Source organism: Lactobacillus sp. B4005, from assembly GCF_026536045.1.
GTDB classification, from domain to species: Bacteria; Bacillota; Bacilli; order Lactobacillales; family Lactobacillaceae; genus Lactobacillus; species Lactobacillus panisapium.
In genome coordinates this window covers 496,418-513,038 of the sequence record NZ_JAFNOZ010000001.1, presented here as the reverse complement: position 1 = coordinate 513,038, position 16,621 = coordinate 496,418, and the positions used below count along the sequence as shown (strand labels likewise).

Below are 16,621 nucleotides of genomic sequence, written 5' to 3'. Positions count from 1 at the left end.
TGTAAATTAGCTATGGCATTTTTATTTTTAATTATTAATGATCATGTTCGCCGTCATTAGCCGGATTGTTATTGCCTTCATGATTATCAGCATTTTCGTTTGAATTTGAATGAGAGCTGTCATTATCATGATTATTTGGTTTATTTTCCGGTGAATTATTACCATTATTTGTCTGATCACGATCATGGCCAGCATCATTTTTATTTTCATCAGACTGTGATTCAGTTGGTCTCTTTTTACGGGTAATAGTTCTGTTTTGCTCGTAATAATTACTCTGAGTTGAATTGCTGCCAGTCTGTTCCTCAGAACTATCATAATCACTACTGTCATCAACAATTCCCGCTGGAGCATGCCCACGAACAAACAGTTGCCATTCACCAGTTGAAGAAACAACAGGAGGATTAGAATTTTTAATTATTCTAGCTCTAATGACTGAATCTGGTTTTTGCCAATCAACATTTTCTTTATTGCTCATAAGATAGGACATCATATTTTTATAAAGCAATTGAGCAGATTGCTGGCCAATACCTGAAATAGTTCCATCCTTCAAATTATCATAGCCTGTCCAAACTCCCATTGAATAGCTCTGTGTATAACCTACAAACCAAGAATCTTTAGGTGTTGCGCCATAACCAGGATAACGAGTTAATTCTTGGTTAGAGTATTTAACGGAACCGGTTTTACCGGCGTGGTATAAACCTCTGATTTGCGCATTGGTTCCAGAACCATGCTTGATAACACCCTTTAACATATCAGTGATCATATAAGCGGTAGCTTTACTCATCACCCGAATTCCTTCGGAATCATAGTTTCTTACTAAACCGTCAGGTGTTTCAATTTTGGAAACAAATTGTGGTTTGTGGTAAATCCCCATTGTAGCAAAGGCACCATATGCACCTGCCATTTGTAGGCTCGATGCGTCTGCGCCAATACCTACGGATAGACCTGCTGTCTTTGGCACATTAATATCCATTTGCCGGGCAAACCTAGAAGCGCGTCTAATGCCGACCTCTTTTAGAGTTTTAACAGCCGGAACATTTCTAGACTGCTCTAATGCGTGCCGCATAGTCATTTGGCCTTCATACTTATTATCCCAATCATAAAGTTGGATACTAGTTCCAGGGTAGTAATATTTACTGTCATCCAGTACTTTAGCAGTTGACCAGTTTAAATATTCAATAGCTGGACCATAATCAAGAACGGGTTTTATTGAAGAACCAGTAGAGCGACTAGTTTGAACTGCTCGATCAAGACCTAATTGAACCGTTGACGGAATATGCCGGCCACCAATTATTGCTACAACATGGCCATTGCTTGGATCTACTACCGTAGCACCCACCTGCATAGTATCGCTGGTAAATGGTACTTGACCATTATTTGCTAATTCATAAAGCTTTCTTTGGGCTTTTTGATTAATGTTTAATGTAATCTTTAAATTGTCACGGTAGGGGTCAAAGCCCTTATTTTTAACTTCTTGAACTGCTTCCTTGATGTAAGGATCATCAATTTTACGAATATTTGACTGGTTCTTTTGTTGATGTGGCTTTAGGCCCTTTTTGATGCTTTCTTTTCGTGCTTGATTGTACTGGGCTTTAGTAATTTTTTTATTATCAAGCATAGCCTGCAAAACAATGTCACGCCGATATTTGGCATATTTAGGATAAACGTATGGGTTATAAATCGTTGGTCTGTTAGGCATCCCAGCCAAAAGTGCAGTTTGTGATAGATCTAATTCGCCAATTTTCTTACCATAATAATAGTTAGCAGCCGTGCCGATACCATAATTACCGTAATTCATGTAAACCTTATTAATATAAAATTCCAGAATTTCATCATGGGTATATTCACGTTGAACTCGCATTGCTAGCCAAGCTTCTTGTGCTTTTCTCCTTAAGGTTCTCTGTGATGCATCAGTGGAGAACACACTAAGTTTAACGAGTTGCTGCGTAATCGTTGAACCACCCGCAGAAATACTTTGACTTTTAGCATTGCTTAACATGGAACCGACAATTCTGATTGGGTCAATTCCCAATTTATCCTTGTAAAAGCGCTTGTCTTCGACAGAGACGATTGCATCTTTTAACAGTTGCATGTCTGGACTATCTTTAGCATAGATTCTTTTTTCTGAACCAAGAGATAATAAAAACTTGCCGTTTGGGGTATAAAAGGCGGTAGAACCACCACTTTCAAGACTAGCCCTACTAATGTTAGGCGCATCCTTAGCATAATATGCAAAAAGACCAACACCGGAAAGCAATAATAGAAAAATAGCCATCAAGAGCAATTTAACTACACGGTGCCACCTTGGTTTAGGTAAATTTTCGCGGTAATCTTTTCGTGATTCGCGTCCATTGTTTGAATTATAATTTCTATTTGCCATTATTCAATTTCCTATCTGCGATAAAATGATCTACAGCTTTTAAATAAGGTAAGGTAGGTTGAAAGCCGCTTTTAATTTCAATTGACCATTTTTCAACTTCTTTTAACGTGACCGAGCTTTTGTCCTTGTCCCACCAAGCCTCAATAATTTTACTTGCTGGCGTAACGAAGTACCTATTTAAAACCGTGAAACCAATAATGGTAAAACAAATTCCTTTTTGTTTCAAGCACTGTTCTAAGTGAATAATCTGGTGCTCATGAAAATTTTTTAACGGAAAATTTGTTTTATTTTTAGTTTCTTTAGCCTCAAAGTCTAAATAATAACCCTGATACACTCCATTATAGTCCGTTGTCGATTCTTGGCGAAAATAAGCTTCTTTAATAACTGCTCGTGATCTTTTCGGGTAATCTACCTTAACAATTTGGATTGGTGTTGGTTTTTTATGTACTACCGCAATCTCTTTAATGCGATAAAATTTATTTGATTCGTTAATCATCTGCTCAAGATTCATTCCCCGATCAGAAAAATTAACATTTTCACGATGCGTGTACTTTTTCCTGATTTTTGGTTCTTCAGCAGCTTTACGATATGCGGCAGAACTACCGCTTGGATATTTGACCATCAATCTCACTCCTGCTAGCATTATAGCAATAAAGGAAAAGTTTTTGAACAAGGAGCTATCTCTTTCAATATGCAACGACTATGGGTTACTGGGTACCGCAATTATGAACTGAACACTTTTGGTGAAAAAGATCCTAAAATAAAAATCATCAAGTTTGTAATAGAAAAACGTTTAACAGAAATGTTAGAGGATGGACAACTCGATTGGGTAATCACCGGGGCAAATCTTGGCGTTGAACAGTGGACTAGTGAGGTTGCCGTTGAATTAAGGCAAAAATACCCCTTAAGAGTTTCAATGATTATTCCTTATGAGGAATTTGCGTCTAGGTGGAACGAAAATAACCAAGCTAAATTTTTAAGCCTCAAAAATCAGGTCGACTTTTTTGCTGCAACTTCAAATAAGCCTTATCAAAGCCCTGTGCAATTAAGGAATTATCAAAATTTTATGTTGATGCACACTGACAGCGCATTAATGGTTTATGATTTAGAAAGTCCTGGCAAACCTAAGTTTGATTATAATTTAATCAAAAAATACCAGGAAGCCAATAATTATCCACTAGAATTAATTGATTTTTATGATCTTCAAGATGCTGCTGAGGAATACCAGTCTGAACAGGAAGGAAATACCTTTGACGAATAATTTCTAAAACTTTTTCTAAACTTATCTTTTCTGTTTTAAGAACCGGTGCTTTTTGCTAGAATAAACTAGGGAATTATAAAGGAGTTGTCATCATTATGGCAGATTTAAAAGACATTAAACTATCCACGCAGGATATATTAAAAAAACAATTCAGAACCAAGGTTAAAGGCATTGATCCAGACGAAGTTGATGCTTTTTTGGACCAGGTGATTGCCGATTATGATACTTTTGAACAAATTATTGAGGATTTATACGGCCAAATTGGCAAATTACAAGGCCAATTAATGGACGATCAACACAAGCAAAGCGCTGTTCAATTGCAAAAGACTAGGAGAATAACCCCAGTTAATACTGAAGAAACAGTAAAGACATACACTCCTAGCCAAGGCCGCGACAACACATTCAGCTCACTGAACAGTGATTCACAAACTGAAAGTTCAACGAACATGGCAATAATTCAACGCATTTCAACTCTGGAACGCAAAGTCTATAATCTAGAACAACGAGTTTATGGGTTACAAAAGGACTAAGCTCTGGTATAATTTTTAATGGTACAAATTTTGAGCAGTCGCGGTTTGGTCTATTATTGACTGAGCTGAGGAAAGTCCACGCACGCACAGGCTGCGAAGCTTGTAGTGTTCGTATTTAGCCCAATAAGCTAAAGAATTGGTTACAATTACGGCGAAAAAAGTGCTAAGTCATTTTTGATATGCATGATTATTCTGAAAAGTGCCACAGTGACGAAGCTTGAGCGGAAACGCTCTTGGTGGAACGAGGTAAACCCTGCGAGCGTGCAACCCAAATTGGGTGGGGGCGTCTCAACCTAGGGAATTGAACTAAAGGTTGGATTGCTATTAATAGCAAAGATAGATGGCTGCTAAAGGTAATTTGGCCAAAATTACTGGAACAGAACGTGGCTTATAAAAATTTGCACTGGCAGCGTTGAGCTTTTCAAAGGGCTCAACGCTTTTTTTAAAGAATGAAAGAAGTAATAATGAAGCAATATCAACTATATACGACAATGGGAGCAGGCTTTGAGAGCGTTGTTGCCAAAGAATTACAATCGTTAGGTTACCAAACACAGACAGAAAACGGTCGGGTCTTTTTTAAAGGCGATCAAGCAGATATTGTTAAAACCAATCTCTGGCTTAGAACTGCTGATCGGGTAAAAATTTTACTTAAAGAATTCCGAGCATTAGATTTCGATACTCTTTACAATCAAGTATATGATATTGATTGGGCAGAACTTTTACCTGTTGATGCCAAATTCCCAGTTCAGGGAAGGGCAGTTCGATCTAAATTACATTCAGAACCAGGCATACAGTCAATTGTCAAAAAAGCAATTGTCAATAAGATGTCAGATCAATACCATCGCCGTGGATTTTTGCCGGAAAGTGGTAATGAGTATCCGCTAGATATTCATATTTATAAAGATGTTGCGCGAATTTCTCTTGACACTACTGGTGCCAGTTTATTTAAACGGGGATACCGAATTGAGCATGGTGGTGCACCGCTAAAAGAAAATTTTAGTGCTTCCTTAATTAAACTGACGCCTTATGATGGCAGTCATCCGTTAATTGATCCAATGACTGGTTCCGGAACTTTGGCAATTGAAGCCGCATTAATTGGCAGAAATATTGCGCCAGGTTCTTGGCGTAAATTTGCTTTTGATGGCTTTGATTGGTTTGATCAATCTTTGCATGAGGAAGCTGTAGAAGAAGCGCGCACGCAAGTAAAACCACTTGAGCAACCAATTTGGGCTTGTGATATTGATCAGTCAATTTTAGAAATTGCTAAATTAAATGCCAATAATGCTGGCGTTTTGCAAGACATTTATTTTAAACAGGTCGCTGTAAAAGATTTTGCTACTGATTTGAAAAATGGTGTGATTATTGCAAATCCACCTTATGGTAAGCGATTAAAAGAAAAGAAATCCGCTGAAGAGTTATACCAGCAGATGGGCGAGGCCTTGCTCAAATATGATGACTTTAGTCAATATTATTTAGTCGGTGATCCCCTTTTTGAAGAATTTTTTGGTAAAAAAGCGACCAAAAAAAGGAAGCTGTTTAACGGCAATTTGCGGGTTGATTTCTATCAATATTGGGCAAAGAAAAAATGATTACTGACAAGCTAAACACTGAATTTTGGATTATTACTGACACTCATTTGATTGCAGATTGTCTCCATGATGATAAAACGGCCTTTCAAGAAATTCAAAAAACCAGTCAAGGTAAAGACCTGGCCTACCAAGAAATAGCGCTTAGTGCCTTTTGCCAATTGGTTAATGATAAAAAGCCAGCCGCAATCATTGTGACGGGTGACGTCACTTTTAACGGTGAATTATTGTCAGCCAAAAAATTCCAAGAAATATTCAGTGCTTTAACTGCAACGAAATTACTTGTCATTCCGGGCAATCATGATATTTATGATGGATGGGCACGGATTTTCAAAGAAGAACAGCAGCTTTATACCGAGCAGATTAGTCCAACCGATTGGAAAAGGATTTTTAGTTCATCTTATGAATGTGCTCTCAGTCAAGACCATTATTGCCTTGGCTATAGTGTCCAGCTTAATCCGCAATACTTATTGTTACTTTTAGATTCCAATATTTACGGCAAGCGTGAAGCAATCGGTGCTCCTCCGACCGAAGGACAAATTAGCGAAGAGCAAATTGTTTGGTTAGAAAAACAGCTAACTTATGCAAAAAAGCATCATTTGCGACCGCTACTTTTTATGCATCACAATCTTTATGTTCATAATCCAGCAGTTAATCGTGGCTTTGTGTTAAATAATGCACCTTTACTGCGACAACTATGTAAAGATTATGACATTAAAGCCGCCTTTTCTGGGCATATTCATGCACAAAATATCGTTGGTCCGCAAGACAGAACACCAACGACTGAAATCGTAACTTCAAGCTTTTGCTCTTACGACCAAGCATATGGCATTGTTAAGCTGGACCCAACTTCTTTAACTTATCAGCGACAGACATTTGAAATGACGCCGTATTTAAGCGCTAAACAGCGCCAGAATCCGTTACTAACTAATTTTCACCAATATTTAAAAAATATTCAGCTACGTAATCTCAGTACGAATTCAAAGCAGAAAGATTCTTTGGCTAATCAAAAATCATCTAGACTGAACAAAATAAATCAATTGTTTATTGAAATGAATTATAACTACTTTACCGGACACAACCATCTTAGTGAAAAGCAGCTACATGATTTATATGCTTCGCCTGAATTTAAAGCATTGGTGGCTGATCATCCCCGTTTTAGTAAATATTTAAAAACTCTTTATGATACGACCGATCACAGTAATCTATCTGTCACACTTAATTATTAATTGAGAAGGTTTTATGAAAAAAAAGCATTTTATGATCTTAGGTAGAGTAGGCTTAATTTATTACAGTTGGCTATTAGTGGTGCTTTTTCTCTGCTTAATTTTCGCTTATGAGAGTACAAAAGCTATTAATTGGCCCGCAATTATCGCAGGAATACTTTTCTTTTTACTGGTGTTATACACCTACTTCAATTCTTATTGGCAAAATAATTGCTTAAAGTTACCATTTAAGCGAAAAATTAATGAAAACAAGCAACCTCAACTGATTAGCCGTTTCAACTGGTTAACAATTTATCAAGTTAAGGTAACTGAATTAGAAAAATACCTATTATTGCGCATCGAAAAACAAAATTAAACAACAATTATTTATTAGTGTCGATTAATTCTATATTGAAACTAAAATTTGTCACCAGATATCTATTAAAAAGTATTTATGGGGAAAAATTTGGTATAATTGAACCTGATTAATAAAAAGGTGGGACCTAAATTCTAATATGAAAAGGCAAATAACTAAAATGACAATATAAAATTATTCATTAACTAAATTAAATAGAAAGAGGCATGCGCAATGAAAACAGATATTCAAATTGCACAAGAAGCTCACGCATTACCTATCAAAGAAATTGCAGCAAAAGTTGGTTTAAGCGAAAATGACCTTGAACCTTACGGTTTTGATAAGGCCAAAATCAATTGGCAAGCTATTAACAAGACAATGGCTAACGGTCATTTGGGCAAGTTGATTTTAGTGACATCTATTTCCCCAACACCAGCAGGTGAGGGCAAATCCACCATGACTATTGGTCTGGGGGACGCTATCAATAATCAATTGCATCAAAAAACTATGATTGCTTTGCGCGAGCCCTCAATGGGACCTGTATTTGGACTTAAAGGCGGCGCTACTGGCGGAGGCCAAGCGCAAGTAATTCCAATGGAAGATATCAATTTACATTTTACAGGTGACATGCATGCACTGACTGCCGCTATTGATACTTTAGCGGCTTTGGTTGATAACTATATTTACCAGGGTAATGAAATCGGACTTGATCCAAATCGAATTGTGCTAAAGCGCGGAATTGATGTTAACGACCGCAGTTTGCGCAATATTACTGTTGGCCAAGGATCAAAGTTTAACGGTGTTGAACACCAATCAAGCTTTGCAATTACAGTAGCAAATGAATTAATGGCTATTTTATGTTTAGCCACTGATATTGATGATCTTAAAAAACGAATTGGCTTAATGTTAGTTGGCTACACTAAAGATGATCAACCAGTTTTCGTTAAGGACTTGAAATTCGAAGGCGCGATTGCAGCATTATTATCAAATGCTTTGAAGCCTAACTTAGTTCAAACAATTGAACACACACCAGCCTTAGTTCATGGTGGTCCTTTTGCCAATATTGCTCATGGTGCCAATACAGTTATGGCTACCAACTTAGCATTGCATCTTAGTGATTACACGTTGACAGAAGCCGGTTTTGGTAGCGATTTAGGCGGTCAAAAATTTATGGATTTTGTCTCTAAGCACTTAGAACGAAAGCCTGATGCGAGTGTAGTAGTCGCTACTGTCCGTGCCTTGAAGTATCAAGCTGAAAGTACAACTGATCATTTAGATGAAGAAAATCTTGCTGCTTTACGTACTGGATTTAAAAATCTTGAACAGCATATGAATAATATGCGCAATTATCATGTACCTGTAATTGTTTTGATCAACCACTTCACCACCGATACACCAGCGGAATTAGCTTTGCTGCAGAAACTGGTCAAAGAGCAGGGAATTGATGCAATTGTCGTTGATTACCATGAGCAAGGTTCAAAGGGTGGCGTTGAGGCTGCCAAAGCAGTAGTCGATCTTGCTAATTCTGGTCAAGCTCAGTTAGAAACAACATACAGCGAAAGTGATCCGGTTAAGACTAAGATTGAGAAAGTCGCTAAAAAGATCTATCACGCTAAAAACGTTGAATATAGCGATAAGGCCGAAAAAGATATTCAAGAACTAGAGAAAATTGGTAAAGATAAATTACCTGTTATTATTGCCAAAACGCAATATTCATTTACTGACAATCAAAAGCTTTTAGGTGCACCAACTGATTTCACCTTGCATGTTAAGGGTGCAAGTTTAAAGAACGGTGCTGGGTTCATTGTAATTACGACTGGTCATGTTTTAGACATGCCGGGTTTACCAAAACATCCAGCTGCTCTTGATATTGACGTTGATAATAACGGAAAAATAAGTGGTTTATTCTAAAAATATTTATGCAATTTTTATACTTAATTATTCCTATAATTGTTGTTTGTTTAGATCAAGGCTTAAAATTTTTCATTGCCAATAACTATGCCCTTGGAGAGGTTCACCAGATTATTCCGGGTATCTTATCTTTTAATTATCTTCAAAATGAGGGTGCCGCTTGGAATATTTTGCCTGGACAAATGTGGCTATTTTACATTATTAGTGTAGTAGCTATTTTGGTTTGTCTCTATTACCTTTTTAGACACCAAAAGCAGGGTAAGCTTTTTGATGTTGGTATTAGCATGGTTTTAGGGGGTATTCTCGGTAACTTGATTGATCGGATCCATTTAAAATATGTGATCGATATGATCCAAGTTGATTTTATTCATTTTAATATTTTTAACGTGGCTGATTCTGCAATTACTATCGGAATTATCCTAGTATTTATCTACCTAATCTTTTTCGATGAAAGTGATGAAGAACATGACTGAAAATTATCTTTTACAGGTAAAAAATGAGAACACGAGGCTGGATAAATTTATTGCAGAGAAAATCAGTTCTTTATCACGTACACGAATTAAAGAACTGATTAAGGAAAAGCACGTTTTGGTTAATGACAAAAAAGAGAAAACTTCTTATCAGGTTCATGAGGGCGATGAAATCAAAGTCACTGTTCCAGCACTGAAGCCACTTTCTGTTGAACCAGAAAATATTCCACTTGCAATTGTCTATGAAGATGATGACGTAATTGTGGTTAATAAGCCTCAAGGAATGGTCGTTCACCCTTCAGTAGGTCATCCCGACCATACACTAGTCAACGCGCTTTTATATCATACCAAGGATTTAGCAGCTAGCCCCGAGGGTTTTCGTCCGGGGATTGTTCACCGCATTGATAAGGATACTTCTGGCTTGTTAATGATTGCTAAAAATGCCAATGCACGTACAAGTTTGGAGCAACAATTGGCAAATAAAAGTAATAAACGCCTATATCTTGCAATTGTTCATGGTAATTTTACCGAAGATTCCGGTCTAATTGATGCCCCGATTGGGCGAGACCATTATAACCGTAAGAAAATGGCAGTAGTTGAAAACGGCAAAGACGCTATAACCCATTTCAAGGTTTTAGAACAGTTTAAAGGCTACAGCTTAATTCAATGTCAGCTTGAAACAGGTCGAACGCATCAAATTAGAGTCCATTTAGCTTACATTGGGCATCCCGTCGCTGGCGATCCATTGTACGGACCACAGCACACGTTGAAGGGGCACGGGCAATTTTTACATGCACAGGTTTTAGGCTTTACGCAACCGGTATCGCAAAAATGGCTTGAATTTTCGATTGATCCACCACAAATTTTTGAACAGCGATTATCCGAACTAAGAGAAACTAAGTGATGATATGAAAAGATATTTGATTCTCGAAGACGGTAGTTCATTTCTAGGAGAGGGGTTAGGCTCATCAATTATTTCAACCGGTGAATTAGCAATTCAAACCGGTAATTTTGGTTATCAAGAAGTTCTAACTGATCCTACAAATGCGGGTAGAATTTTAGTTTTTACTGCACCAATGATTGGTGGTAACGGAATTAATGCTATTGATTATGAAAGCATTAATCCAACCGTTAAAGGAATTATTGCCAATGATGTTGCGCGGAATATTTCTGATAGTGAGAATTTCCAGGATTTAGATTCTTTTTTAAAAGAAAAAAATATTCCTGCTATTTATAACATCGATACCCGAGCTTTGGTGCACCGGCTTAATAAAGAGAAAACGATTAAGGCTTCCATCATGGATACTAATGATGAGCATGCTTTTGATCAGATTAAGGCTCTTGTTTTACCAAAGAATCGGTCCGCAAATGTGTCAACGAAGAATGCCTATGCAGTTCCAAATGTCGGCAAAACAGTGGCCGTTATTGATCTTGGGCTCAAACACTCGATGCTGCGAGAATTATCTCTTAGAAAAATTAACGCCACCGTTTTACCGTATGATGTTTCCGTCCCGGATATTAAAAATCTTCGTCCTGAAGGAATCATTATTTCTGGTGGCCCCGGCAAAGTTGAAGAAGTTGCCGCTAATCTCAAACCTATCTTTGATACCTTTTTTGGCAATTATCCCATATGGGGCATTGGACTAGGCTTTTTGGCTCTTAGTTCATATTTAAACTTTGAATTAATAAAATTGCCAGAGGCATTTAACGGGACCAATTATCCGGTTATTGAGCAGAATTCCAATCGTATTTGGCAGACGGCCATGAATATTGACCAGCTTGTTTTACCTAACAGTGTCCAAATGGAAATGGAGCAAGAATATTATGACTTGCACAGTGAACTTTTGGCTGGTTTCAGTAATAAAAAAAGCAAAGTAATTGCAACGGCTTTTAATGCTGAAGGGGCACCAGGAAGCTTAGATGCACTCGAAATTTTCGATGATTTTGTAAAGATGATGGTGTAATTATGCCTTTAGAAAACGACTTAAACAAAGTATTAATTATCGGTTCTGGGCCAACTTTGATAGGTAATGTTTCGGAAACGGATATCTTAATTACAGATGCGATTAAGGCTCTTTTAGAGGAAGATATTCAGGTTGTCTTGGTTAATCCTAATCCCGCAACCGTCTCAACTGACAAAAGACCGCACGTAACTGTATATTTAGAGCCAATGTCATTAGACTTTCTAAAGAGAATAATTCGCATGGAAGAGCCTAATGCAATTATTTCTGCTTATGGCTCAACGATGGGAATCAAAGTTACACGTGATTTAGTTAAAGACGGTATTCTGGGAAAAATGGGAATTCGCTTACTTACTATTAACGAGCAAGCTCTCATGATTAACAACCAGCAAAAGATGACATCATTTCTTGAACAAAATCAGATTGATGTTAACCAATATTGGAAATTAACTGCCTTTGACTCAACGCATTTAGAAAAACAGTTGACAGAACGAATCGTTTTTCCAGCAATGCTTATTAAAGAAGAGCAGTTTTTCCATAACAAGCAACTTGTTTTTGACAGTGCGCAAGATGTGGTTGATTACCTCAAAAATGAACGACAAAATGATAATTTTTCTTATAATCAATACCGCTTAACTGAGGACTTGTCTTCATGGGAAGAAGTAATCCTTAATATCATTCGCGATAGTGACGGAAACGTTCTTTTTACCAGTTTAGCTGACACGATTGAATCAGTAGCGATTGATTCAGGTGACTCAGCGGCAGTTATGCCGGCTTTGACCCTAAATAATGATCAGGTCCAAAAACTACGAGCAATTGCGAAAAAAATTGCGGAAGGACTCAAAATAGTCGGTATCTTAAATATTCACTTTGCTGTCAAGCACCACGGAACAAAATTTACCGTTAAAGTACTAACAATTAAGCCGCGACTTACAAGAAGTGCAATCTGGTCGCAGAGAATTGGGCTTTACAGCATGGGCTACATTGTATGCAAAGTTGCCATTGGCTATCGCCTTAACGAGATCTTTGACCCAATGTCTGGTCTAAATGCGGCAATCGAGCCTGCTCAAGATAAGGTTGCGATTAGAATGCCATTTTGGTCGTTAACCCAATCTGGTAGTAATCATTATGCCTTAGGTAATAAAATGCAGGCCAGTGGGGAAGCGATCGGCATTGGTCAAAATTTTGAATCTGCTTTTCTAAAAGGACTAGCTTCAACAGTCAATGTCAAAACGGCAATTAAAGTTTTTCATGATGAAACCACTAAAGATAGAGAACAAATTATTTACGATTTGGTTTATCCAGACGAGCTTCATCTAGTTAAACTTTTAGCAGCAATTGCTGTCGGCTTTTCTTATCAGGATTTACAAAAGATTATTAACATTCATCCAATTTATTACCAAAAATTTGAACATATTGTCAAAATTGGTCAGTCTTTGGCTGCAGGGAAACTCACAGATGAATTGTTACTTGAAGCAAAAAAACGGGGCTTTCGCAACGTACTAATTTCTGATTTAAATGGCATTCCAATTACGGCTTTAAAAAAGCGAATCGCAAAATTACATCTTAAACCTTCATATTTACAAATTGATGGGTCGGCTGGCCTACATGAGCCTCTGGTTCATGCTTACTACAGTGCTTTTGGGGTTCAAGATGAATCTGTTCCTTTAACTGCGCAAAAAAAGGTTTTAGTTATTGGTATGTTGCCATCTCAGGTTTCCGTAACCAGCGAATTTGACTACATGATTAGCCATGCAATTGATACTTTACATAATAATAATTATGCCACTGTATTAATTTCTAATAATGATGAATCCGTTGCAACACGTTTCAAAAAAGCCGATAAAATTTACTTCGAACCAATTACCGTTGAAAGTATTATTCATGTAGCTGAAAAAGAACAAATTAAAGACGTTTTGCTACAATTTTCTGGTAAAGAGATTAATTCTTTAAGTAAAAGACTAATTGAAAATGGTTTAAACGTTTTGGGAACAGGGGATCTTAACCCTAAGAAACGAATCAGGCAAGTTCTTGAGTTACCGATGAAGACTCTTAAACAAAATCAATTAGTCACTACCGTGGATCGACTGCAGGCTAAAGAATTCATTCATGATAATGGTTTTCCAATCTTAATTGGTGGATTTAATGATCAGGGCGTTAAGCAAAAATCTGCGGTTGTCTATGATATGCCAGCTTTACTCAAGTACTTAGAGGAAAACTTATTAGCCAAAATTACGTTATCTCATTTTATTGAAGGCAATAAATACGAGATTACTGCTATTTCTGATGGAAAAAATGTAACTGTCCCGGGAATAATTGAGCACTTAGAGCAAACAGGCTCTCATGCTTCTGATTCAATTGCCGTCTTTAAACCGCAAAATTTATCAGACAGTGGTAGAAAGAGACTAACTTATTATGCAATTGAACTGATTAAAAAAGTCAAAATGCGGGGAATCTTTACCTTACACTTTTTGACCGTTAATCATGATATTTATCTCTTACAAATTAAGCCTTATGCTGGCCATAATGTAGCATTTTTATCGCAGGCTTTAGGTAAAGACATTACGCAATGTGCCACTGAAGTTCTAAGCGGCCAAAATTTAAGTGATTTAGGCTATCCAAATGGGCTTTGGCCATCTAATGATTTTATTTACGTTAAAATGCCCGTATTTTCTTACATCAATTATAATAGCGATAATACCTTTGATTCTAAAATGAAATCTTCGGGTTCTGTTATGGGACGAGATACTGAATTAGCTAAGGCTCTGTTTAAGGGCTACGAAGCAAGTGGTCTGCGTATCCCAAGCTATGGAACAATTTTTATTTCTGTTCGTGATGAAGATAAAGCGAAAATGACCGAACTAGCGCAACGATTTTATCGTTTAGGTTTCAAAATCGTTGCCACTGAGGGAACAGCTAATAATTTTGCTGAGGCTGGCATTACAACAGGACTCGTTACTAAGGTACATTCTGATCCAAATAATTTGTTAACTAAGATACGCCAGCGTAAGATTGTTATGGTAATCAATATCACGGATTTATCTGATACTGCTAGCGAAGACGCAATTCGGATTAGAGATGAAGCACTAAATATTCACGTACCGGTTTTCTCGAGTATCGAAACTACCGAATTGATTTTAAAAGTTTTAGAATCTCTTTCTTTAACTACACAACCAATTTAACAATTAAATATTTTTACAACAGAAAAGTGATGACAAATTGTCATCACTTTTTTAGTCTATTCTTTTGGCCAAAACACGTTCTTTTTCAGGCGTAACTTCAATTGAATTCTGTCCTGTGTAAATGACAAAGCCAGGTCTTGCACCGTTTGGTTTCTTTACGCGCTTATCTTGTACGTAATCTACTTGAACATGCGCAGAATTTTTGGCTTTCGAAAAGTAGGCTGCTATTTCTGCCGCTTCTAAAATATCATCATCAGATGGATTAGCATCTTGTAAGATGACATGAGAACCAGGGATATTTTTTACATGAAACCAAATATCGGTTTTATTAGCCTTTTTTAAAGTTAGCCAGTCATTTTGATAATTATTTTTTCCTACCAAAACAGTTTTACCCGATGATAATCTGAATTTGTTCAAATTATGTTCCGTTACCTTCTTTTTCCGTTTTTGCTTTTGTGGTCGCTTAAGGTAACCCTGATTTATTAATTCATCAGTTATTTGATCAATGTCTTCTGGTTCAGCATTATCAATAGCAGTTTGAATTGAGTCAAAATAACGTAAGTTGTCATTAGCAATCTCAATTTGTTCTTTAACATGCTTAATTGAATCACGCAATTTTTTGTAGCGTGTGAAATATTTCTGCCCATTTCGAGCAGGCGAGAGGGCAGCGTCAAGTTTAATCTCAATTGGCCGATTATTATCATAATAATTAGGCAACGAAATTTTGGTCATACCTGGTTTGACCCGCGCCAAATTAGCGTTTAATATTTCACCGCGAATGCGATATCCTTCAGAGTTTTCAGCTTGCTCTAGCTGCTTCTTGAGCTTAACAACTTTTTTAGTCAGCTTTTTTTGTTCGTTTTTAACCAAACGTTCAATTTTGCTAGATTTTTGTTTTACCCAATCATGATTTGCTTGGTAAAGATAAAACTCATCTAAGGCATGATTTAAATCAGGATCAGAACTTTCCTTAACTAAATCCAAATGGTAGGGAAGGTAAGGAAAAATTTTACGTTTATTTCTAGGTGTTAATAGTACAAAAGCACCTTTTTTATCAAATTGATTTATAAAAGTCCTAAATGAGGAATAAGAAAAATCATCCTCAAGATAACCTATTAACTCGGAGCGATCATCACGATCAAGACCATTTATCTGACCAGCAAATTCGCTAGGATCATTTACAGCAGCTTTTTGCTTGAATTCTTGCTCGCTCAAATCAAAACCATTAATTCCTGGGTTAAGAGGAGGGAGCTCATACTTAGCTTTCGGTAAAAGAATACGCGCCCGATTTTCATCAGGGTTAATCCGCTTCAGTAAATCAATGATATGACCATTGCTATTATCGTAAAGAATAACATTACTATGCCGACCCATTAATTCAACTGATAAAACTAGCTGAACCTGATCGCCCAATTCGTTACGATTACTAAAGCGAAAATTAACTATGCGGTCTACACCTACTTGTTCAATCTCCTGTAATATTGAGCCCTCTAAATACTTTCTAAGTACCATCACAAAGGTCGGAGCCTTATCTGGGTTCGCAATTGCTTTCTTAGTTAAATAAAACCGCGGATATTGCGCATTAGCAGAAATAAGTAACTGATAATTTTTACGTTCATTTCTAAATGTTAAAACCAGGTCTTGTTCAAACGGCTGATATATTTTTGAAAGACGACCGTTAACGAGAGTTGGCTTAATACTGTTTAATAGGCTATGAATGAATAATCCATCGAATGCCATAATATCACCTCAAAATACGATATCTATTATACCAATTATT

The 16,621-nt window shown here is 36.9% G+C and carries 13 protein-coding genes and 1 other RNA gene; 11 read left to right on the top strand and 3 right to left on the bottom strand.

Features of this window, described 5'->3' with window-relative positions:
• Positions 1-34: 34 nt before the first annotated feature.
• Both J3U73_RS02450 and recU read right to left on the bottom strand, forming a co-directional pair.
• Positions 35-2,380: a transglycosylase domain-containing protein gene (locus J3U73_RS02450; RefSeq protein ID WP_267409463.1), complete on the bottom strand. Its 2,346-nt coding sequence runs from the start codon at positions 2,378-2,380 to the stop codon at positions 35-37.
• Positions 2,370-3,002 (bottom strand): Holliday junction resolvase RecU, encoded by a 633-nt coding sequence (gene recU, locus J3U73_RS02445; protein ID WP_220221143.1) that lies wholly within the window; start codon positions 3,000-3,002, stop codon positions 2,370-2,372. The genes J3U73_RS02450 and recU overlap by 11 nt, the downstream gene beginning before the upstream one ends.
• 69 nt (positions 3,003-3,071) lie before the next feature.
• Between recU and J3U73_RS02440 the strand changes: the two genes are divergently transcribed.
• From J3U73_RS02440 to J3U73_RS02390, 11 genes are all read left to right on the top strand, one after another.
• Positions 3,072-3,641, top strand: a complete 570-nt coding sequence (locus tag J3U73_RS02440) for a DUF1273 domain-containing protein (RefSeq protein WP_267409462.1) — start codon at positions 3,072-3,074, stop codon at positions 3,639-3,641.
• Between the two features lie 95 nt (positions 3,642-3,736).
• Entirely contained in the window at positions 3,737-4,171 is a 435-nt protein-coding gene (locus tag J3U73_RS02435; protein ID WP_103751624.1) for a DivIVA domain-containing protein, read from the top strand.
• 26 nt (positions 4,172-4,197) lie between these two features.
• An RNA gene (gene rnpB / locus J3U73_RS02430) (RNase P RNA component class B) lies at positions 4,198-4,567 on the top strand.
• Between the two features lie 68 nt (positions 4,568-4,635).
• The gene (locus J3U73_RS02425) at positions 4,636-5,760 is read left to right on the top strand and encodes a THUMP domain-containing class I SAM-dependent RNA methyltransferase (protein ID WP_267409461.1); all 1,125 of its coding nucleotides are present in this window, start codon (positions 4,636-4,638) and stop codon (positions 5,758-5,760) included.
• The gene (locus tag J3U73_RS02420; RefSeq protein ID WP_267409460.1) at positions 5,757-6,986 is read left to right on the top strand and encodes a metallophosphoesterase family protein; all 1,230 of its coding nucleotides are present in this window, start codon (positions 5,757-5,759) and stop codon (positions 6,984-6,986) included. The genes J3U73_RS02425 and J3U73_RS02420 overlap by 4 nt, the downstream gene beginning before the upstream one ends.
• Before the next feature lie 13 nt (positions 6,987-6,999).
• Complete coding sequence (locus J3U73_RS02415; protein WP_220269643.1) at positions 7,000-7,338, top strand: acyltransferase; 339 nt, start codon at positions 7,000-7,002, stop codon at positions 7,336-7,338.
• 213 nt (positions 7,339-7,551) lie between these two features.
• A complete protein-coding gene (locus tag J3U73_RS02410; RefSeq protein ID WP_267409459.1) occupies positions 7,552-9,228 on the top strand; it encodes a formate--tetrahydrofolate ligase in 1,677 nt (558 codons plus the stop codon).
• Positions 9,229-9,236: 8 nt separating this feature from the next.
• Complete coding sequence (gene lspA, locus J3U73_RS02405) at positions 9,237-9,701, top strand: signal peptidase II (RefSeq protein ID WP_103751619.1); 465 nt, start codon at positions 9,237-9,239, stop codon at positions 9,699-9,701.
• Positions 9,694-10,602: an RluA family pseudouridine synthase gene (locus J3U73_RS02400; RefSeq protein ID WP_220269640.1), complete on the top strand. Its 909-nt coding sequence runs from the start codon at positions 9,694-9,696 to the stop codon at positions 10,600-10,602. Before lspA ends, J3U73_RS02400 begins: the two co-directional genes overlap by 8 nt.
• A 4-nt stretch (positions 10,603-10,606) precedes the next feature.
• Positions 10,607-11,662 carry a carbamoyl phosphate synthase small subunit gene (locus J3U73_RS02395; RefSeq protein WP_267409458.1) on the top strand — a complete coding sequence of 352 codons (1,056 nt, stop codon included), beginning with the start codon at positions 10,607-10,609 and terminating at the stop codon, positions 11,660-11,662.
• A 2-nt stretch (positions 11,663-11,664) separates the two neighbouring features.
• Positions 11,665-14,841 carry a carbamoyl phosphate synthase large subunit gene (locus J3U73_RS02390; protein ID WP_267409457.1) on the top strand — a complete coding sequence of 1,059 codons (3,177 nt, stop codon included), beginning with the start codon at positions 11,665-11,667 and terminating at the stop codon, positions 14,839-14,841.
• 51 nt (positions 14,842-14,892) lie between these two features.
• Here the strand turns inward: J3U73_RS02390 and J3U73_RS02385 are convergent, their stop codons facing one another.
• Entirely contained in the window at positions 14,893-16,581 is a 1,689-nt protein-coding gene (locus J3U73_RS02385) for an Rqc2 family fibronectin-binding protein (RefSeq protein WP_267409456.1), read from the bottom strand.
• Positions 16,582-16,621: the final 40 nt, after the last annotated feature.

Coding starts and splice junctions, on each gene's coding strand:
- J3U73_RS02415 (WP_220269643.1), top strand. CDS start 7,000: ATGAAAAAAAAGCATTTTATGATCTTAGGTAGAGTAGGCTTAATTTAT.
- J3U73_RS02390 (WP_267409457.1), top strand. CDS start 11,665: ATGCCTTTAGAAAACGACTTAAACAAAGTATTAATTATCGGTTCTGGG.
- J3U73_RS02440 (WP_267409462.1), top strand. CDS start 3,072: ATGCAACGACTATGGGTTACTGGGTACCGCAATTATGAACTGAACACT.
- recU (WP_220221143.1), bottom strand. CDS start 3,002: ATGGTCAAATATCCAAGCGGTAGTTCTGCCGCATATCGTAAAGCTGCT.
- J3U73_RS02450 (WP_267409463.1), bottom strand. CDS start 2,380: ATGGCAAATAGAAATTATAATTCAAACAATGGACGCGAATCACGAAAA.
- J3U73_RS02410 (WP_267409459.1), top strand. CDS start 7,552: ATGAAAACAGATATTCAAATTGCACAAGAAGCTCACGCATTACCTATC.
- J3U73_RS02400 (WP_220269640.1), top strand. CDS start 9,694: ATGACTGAAAATTATCTTTTACAGGTAAAAAATGAGAACACGAGGCTG.
- J3U73_RS02420 (WP_267409460.1), top strand. CDS start 5,757: ATGATTACTGACAAGCTAAACACTGAATTTTGGATTATTACTGACACT.
- J3U73_RS02395 (WP_267409458.1), top strand. CDS start 10,607: ATGAAAAGATATTTGATTCTCGAAGACGGTAGTTCATTTCTAGGAGAG.
- J3U73_RS02385 (WP_267409456.1), bottom strand. CDS start 16,581: ATGGCATTCGATGGATTATTCATTCATAGCCTATTAAACAGTATTAAG.
- lspA (WP_103751619.1), top strand. CDS start 9,237: ATGCAATTTTTATACTTAATTATTCCTATAATTGTTGTTTGTTTAGAT.
- J3U73_RS02435 (WP_103751624.1), top strand. CDS start 3,737: ATGGCAGATTTAAAAGACATTAAACTATCCACGCAGGATATATTAAAA.
- J3U73_RS02425 (WP_267409461.1), top strand. CDS start 4,636: ATGAAGCAATATCAACTATATACGACAATGGGAGCAGGCTTTGAGAGC.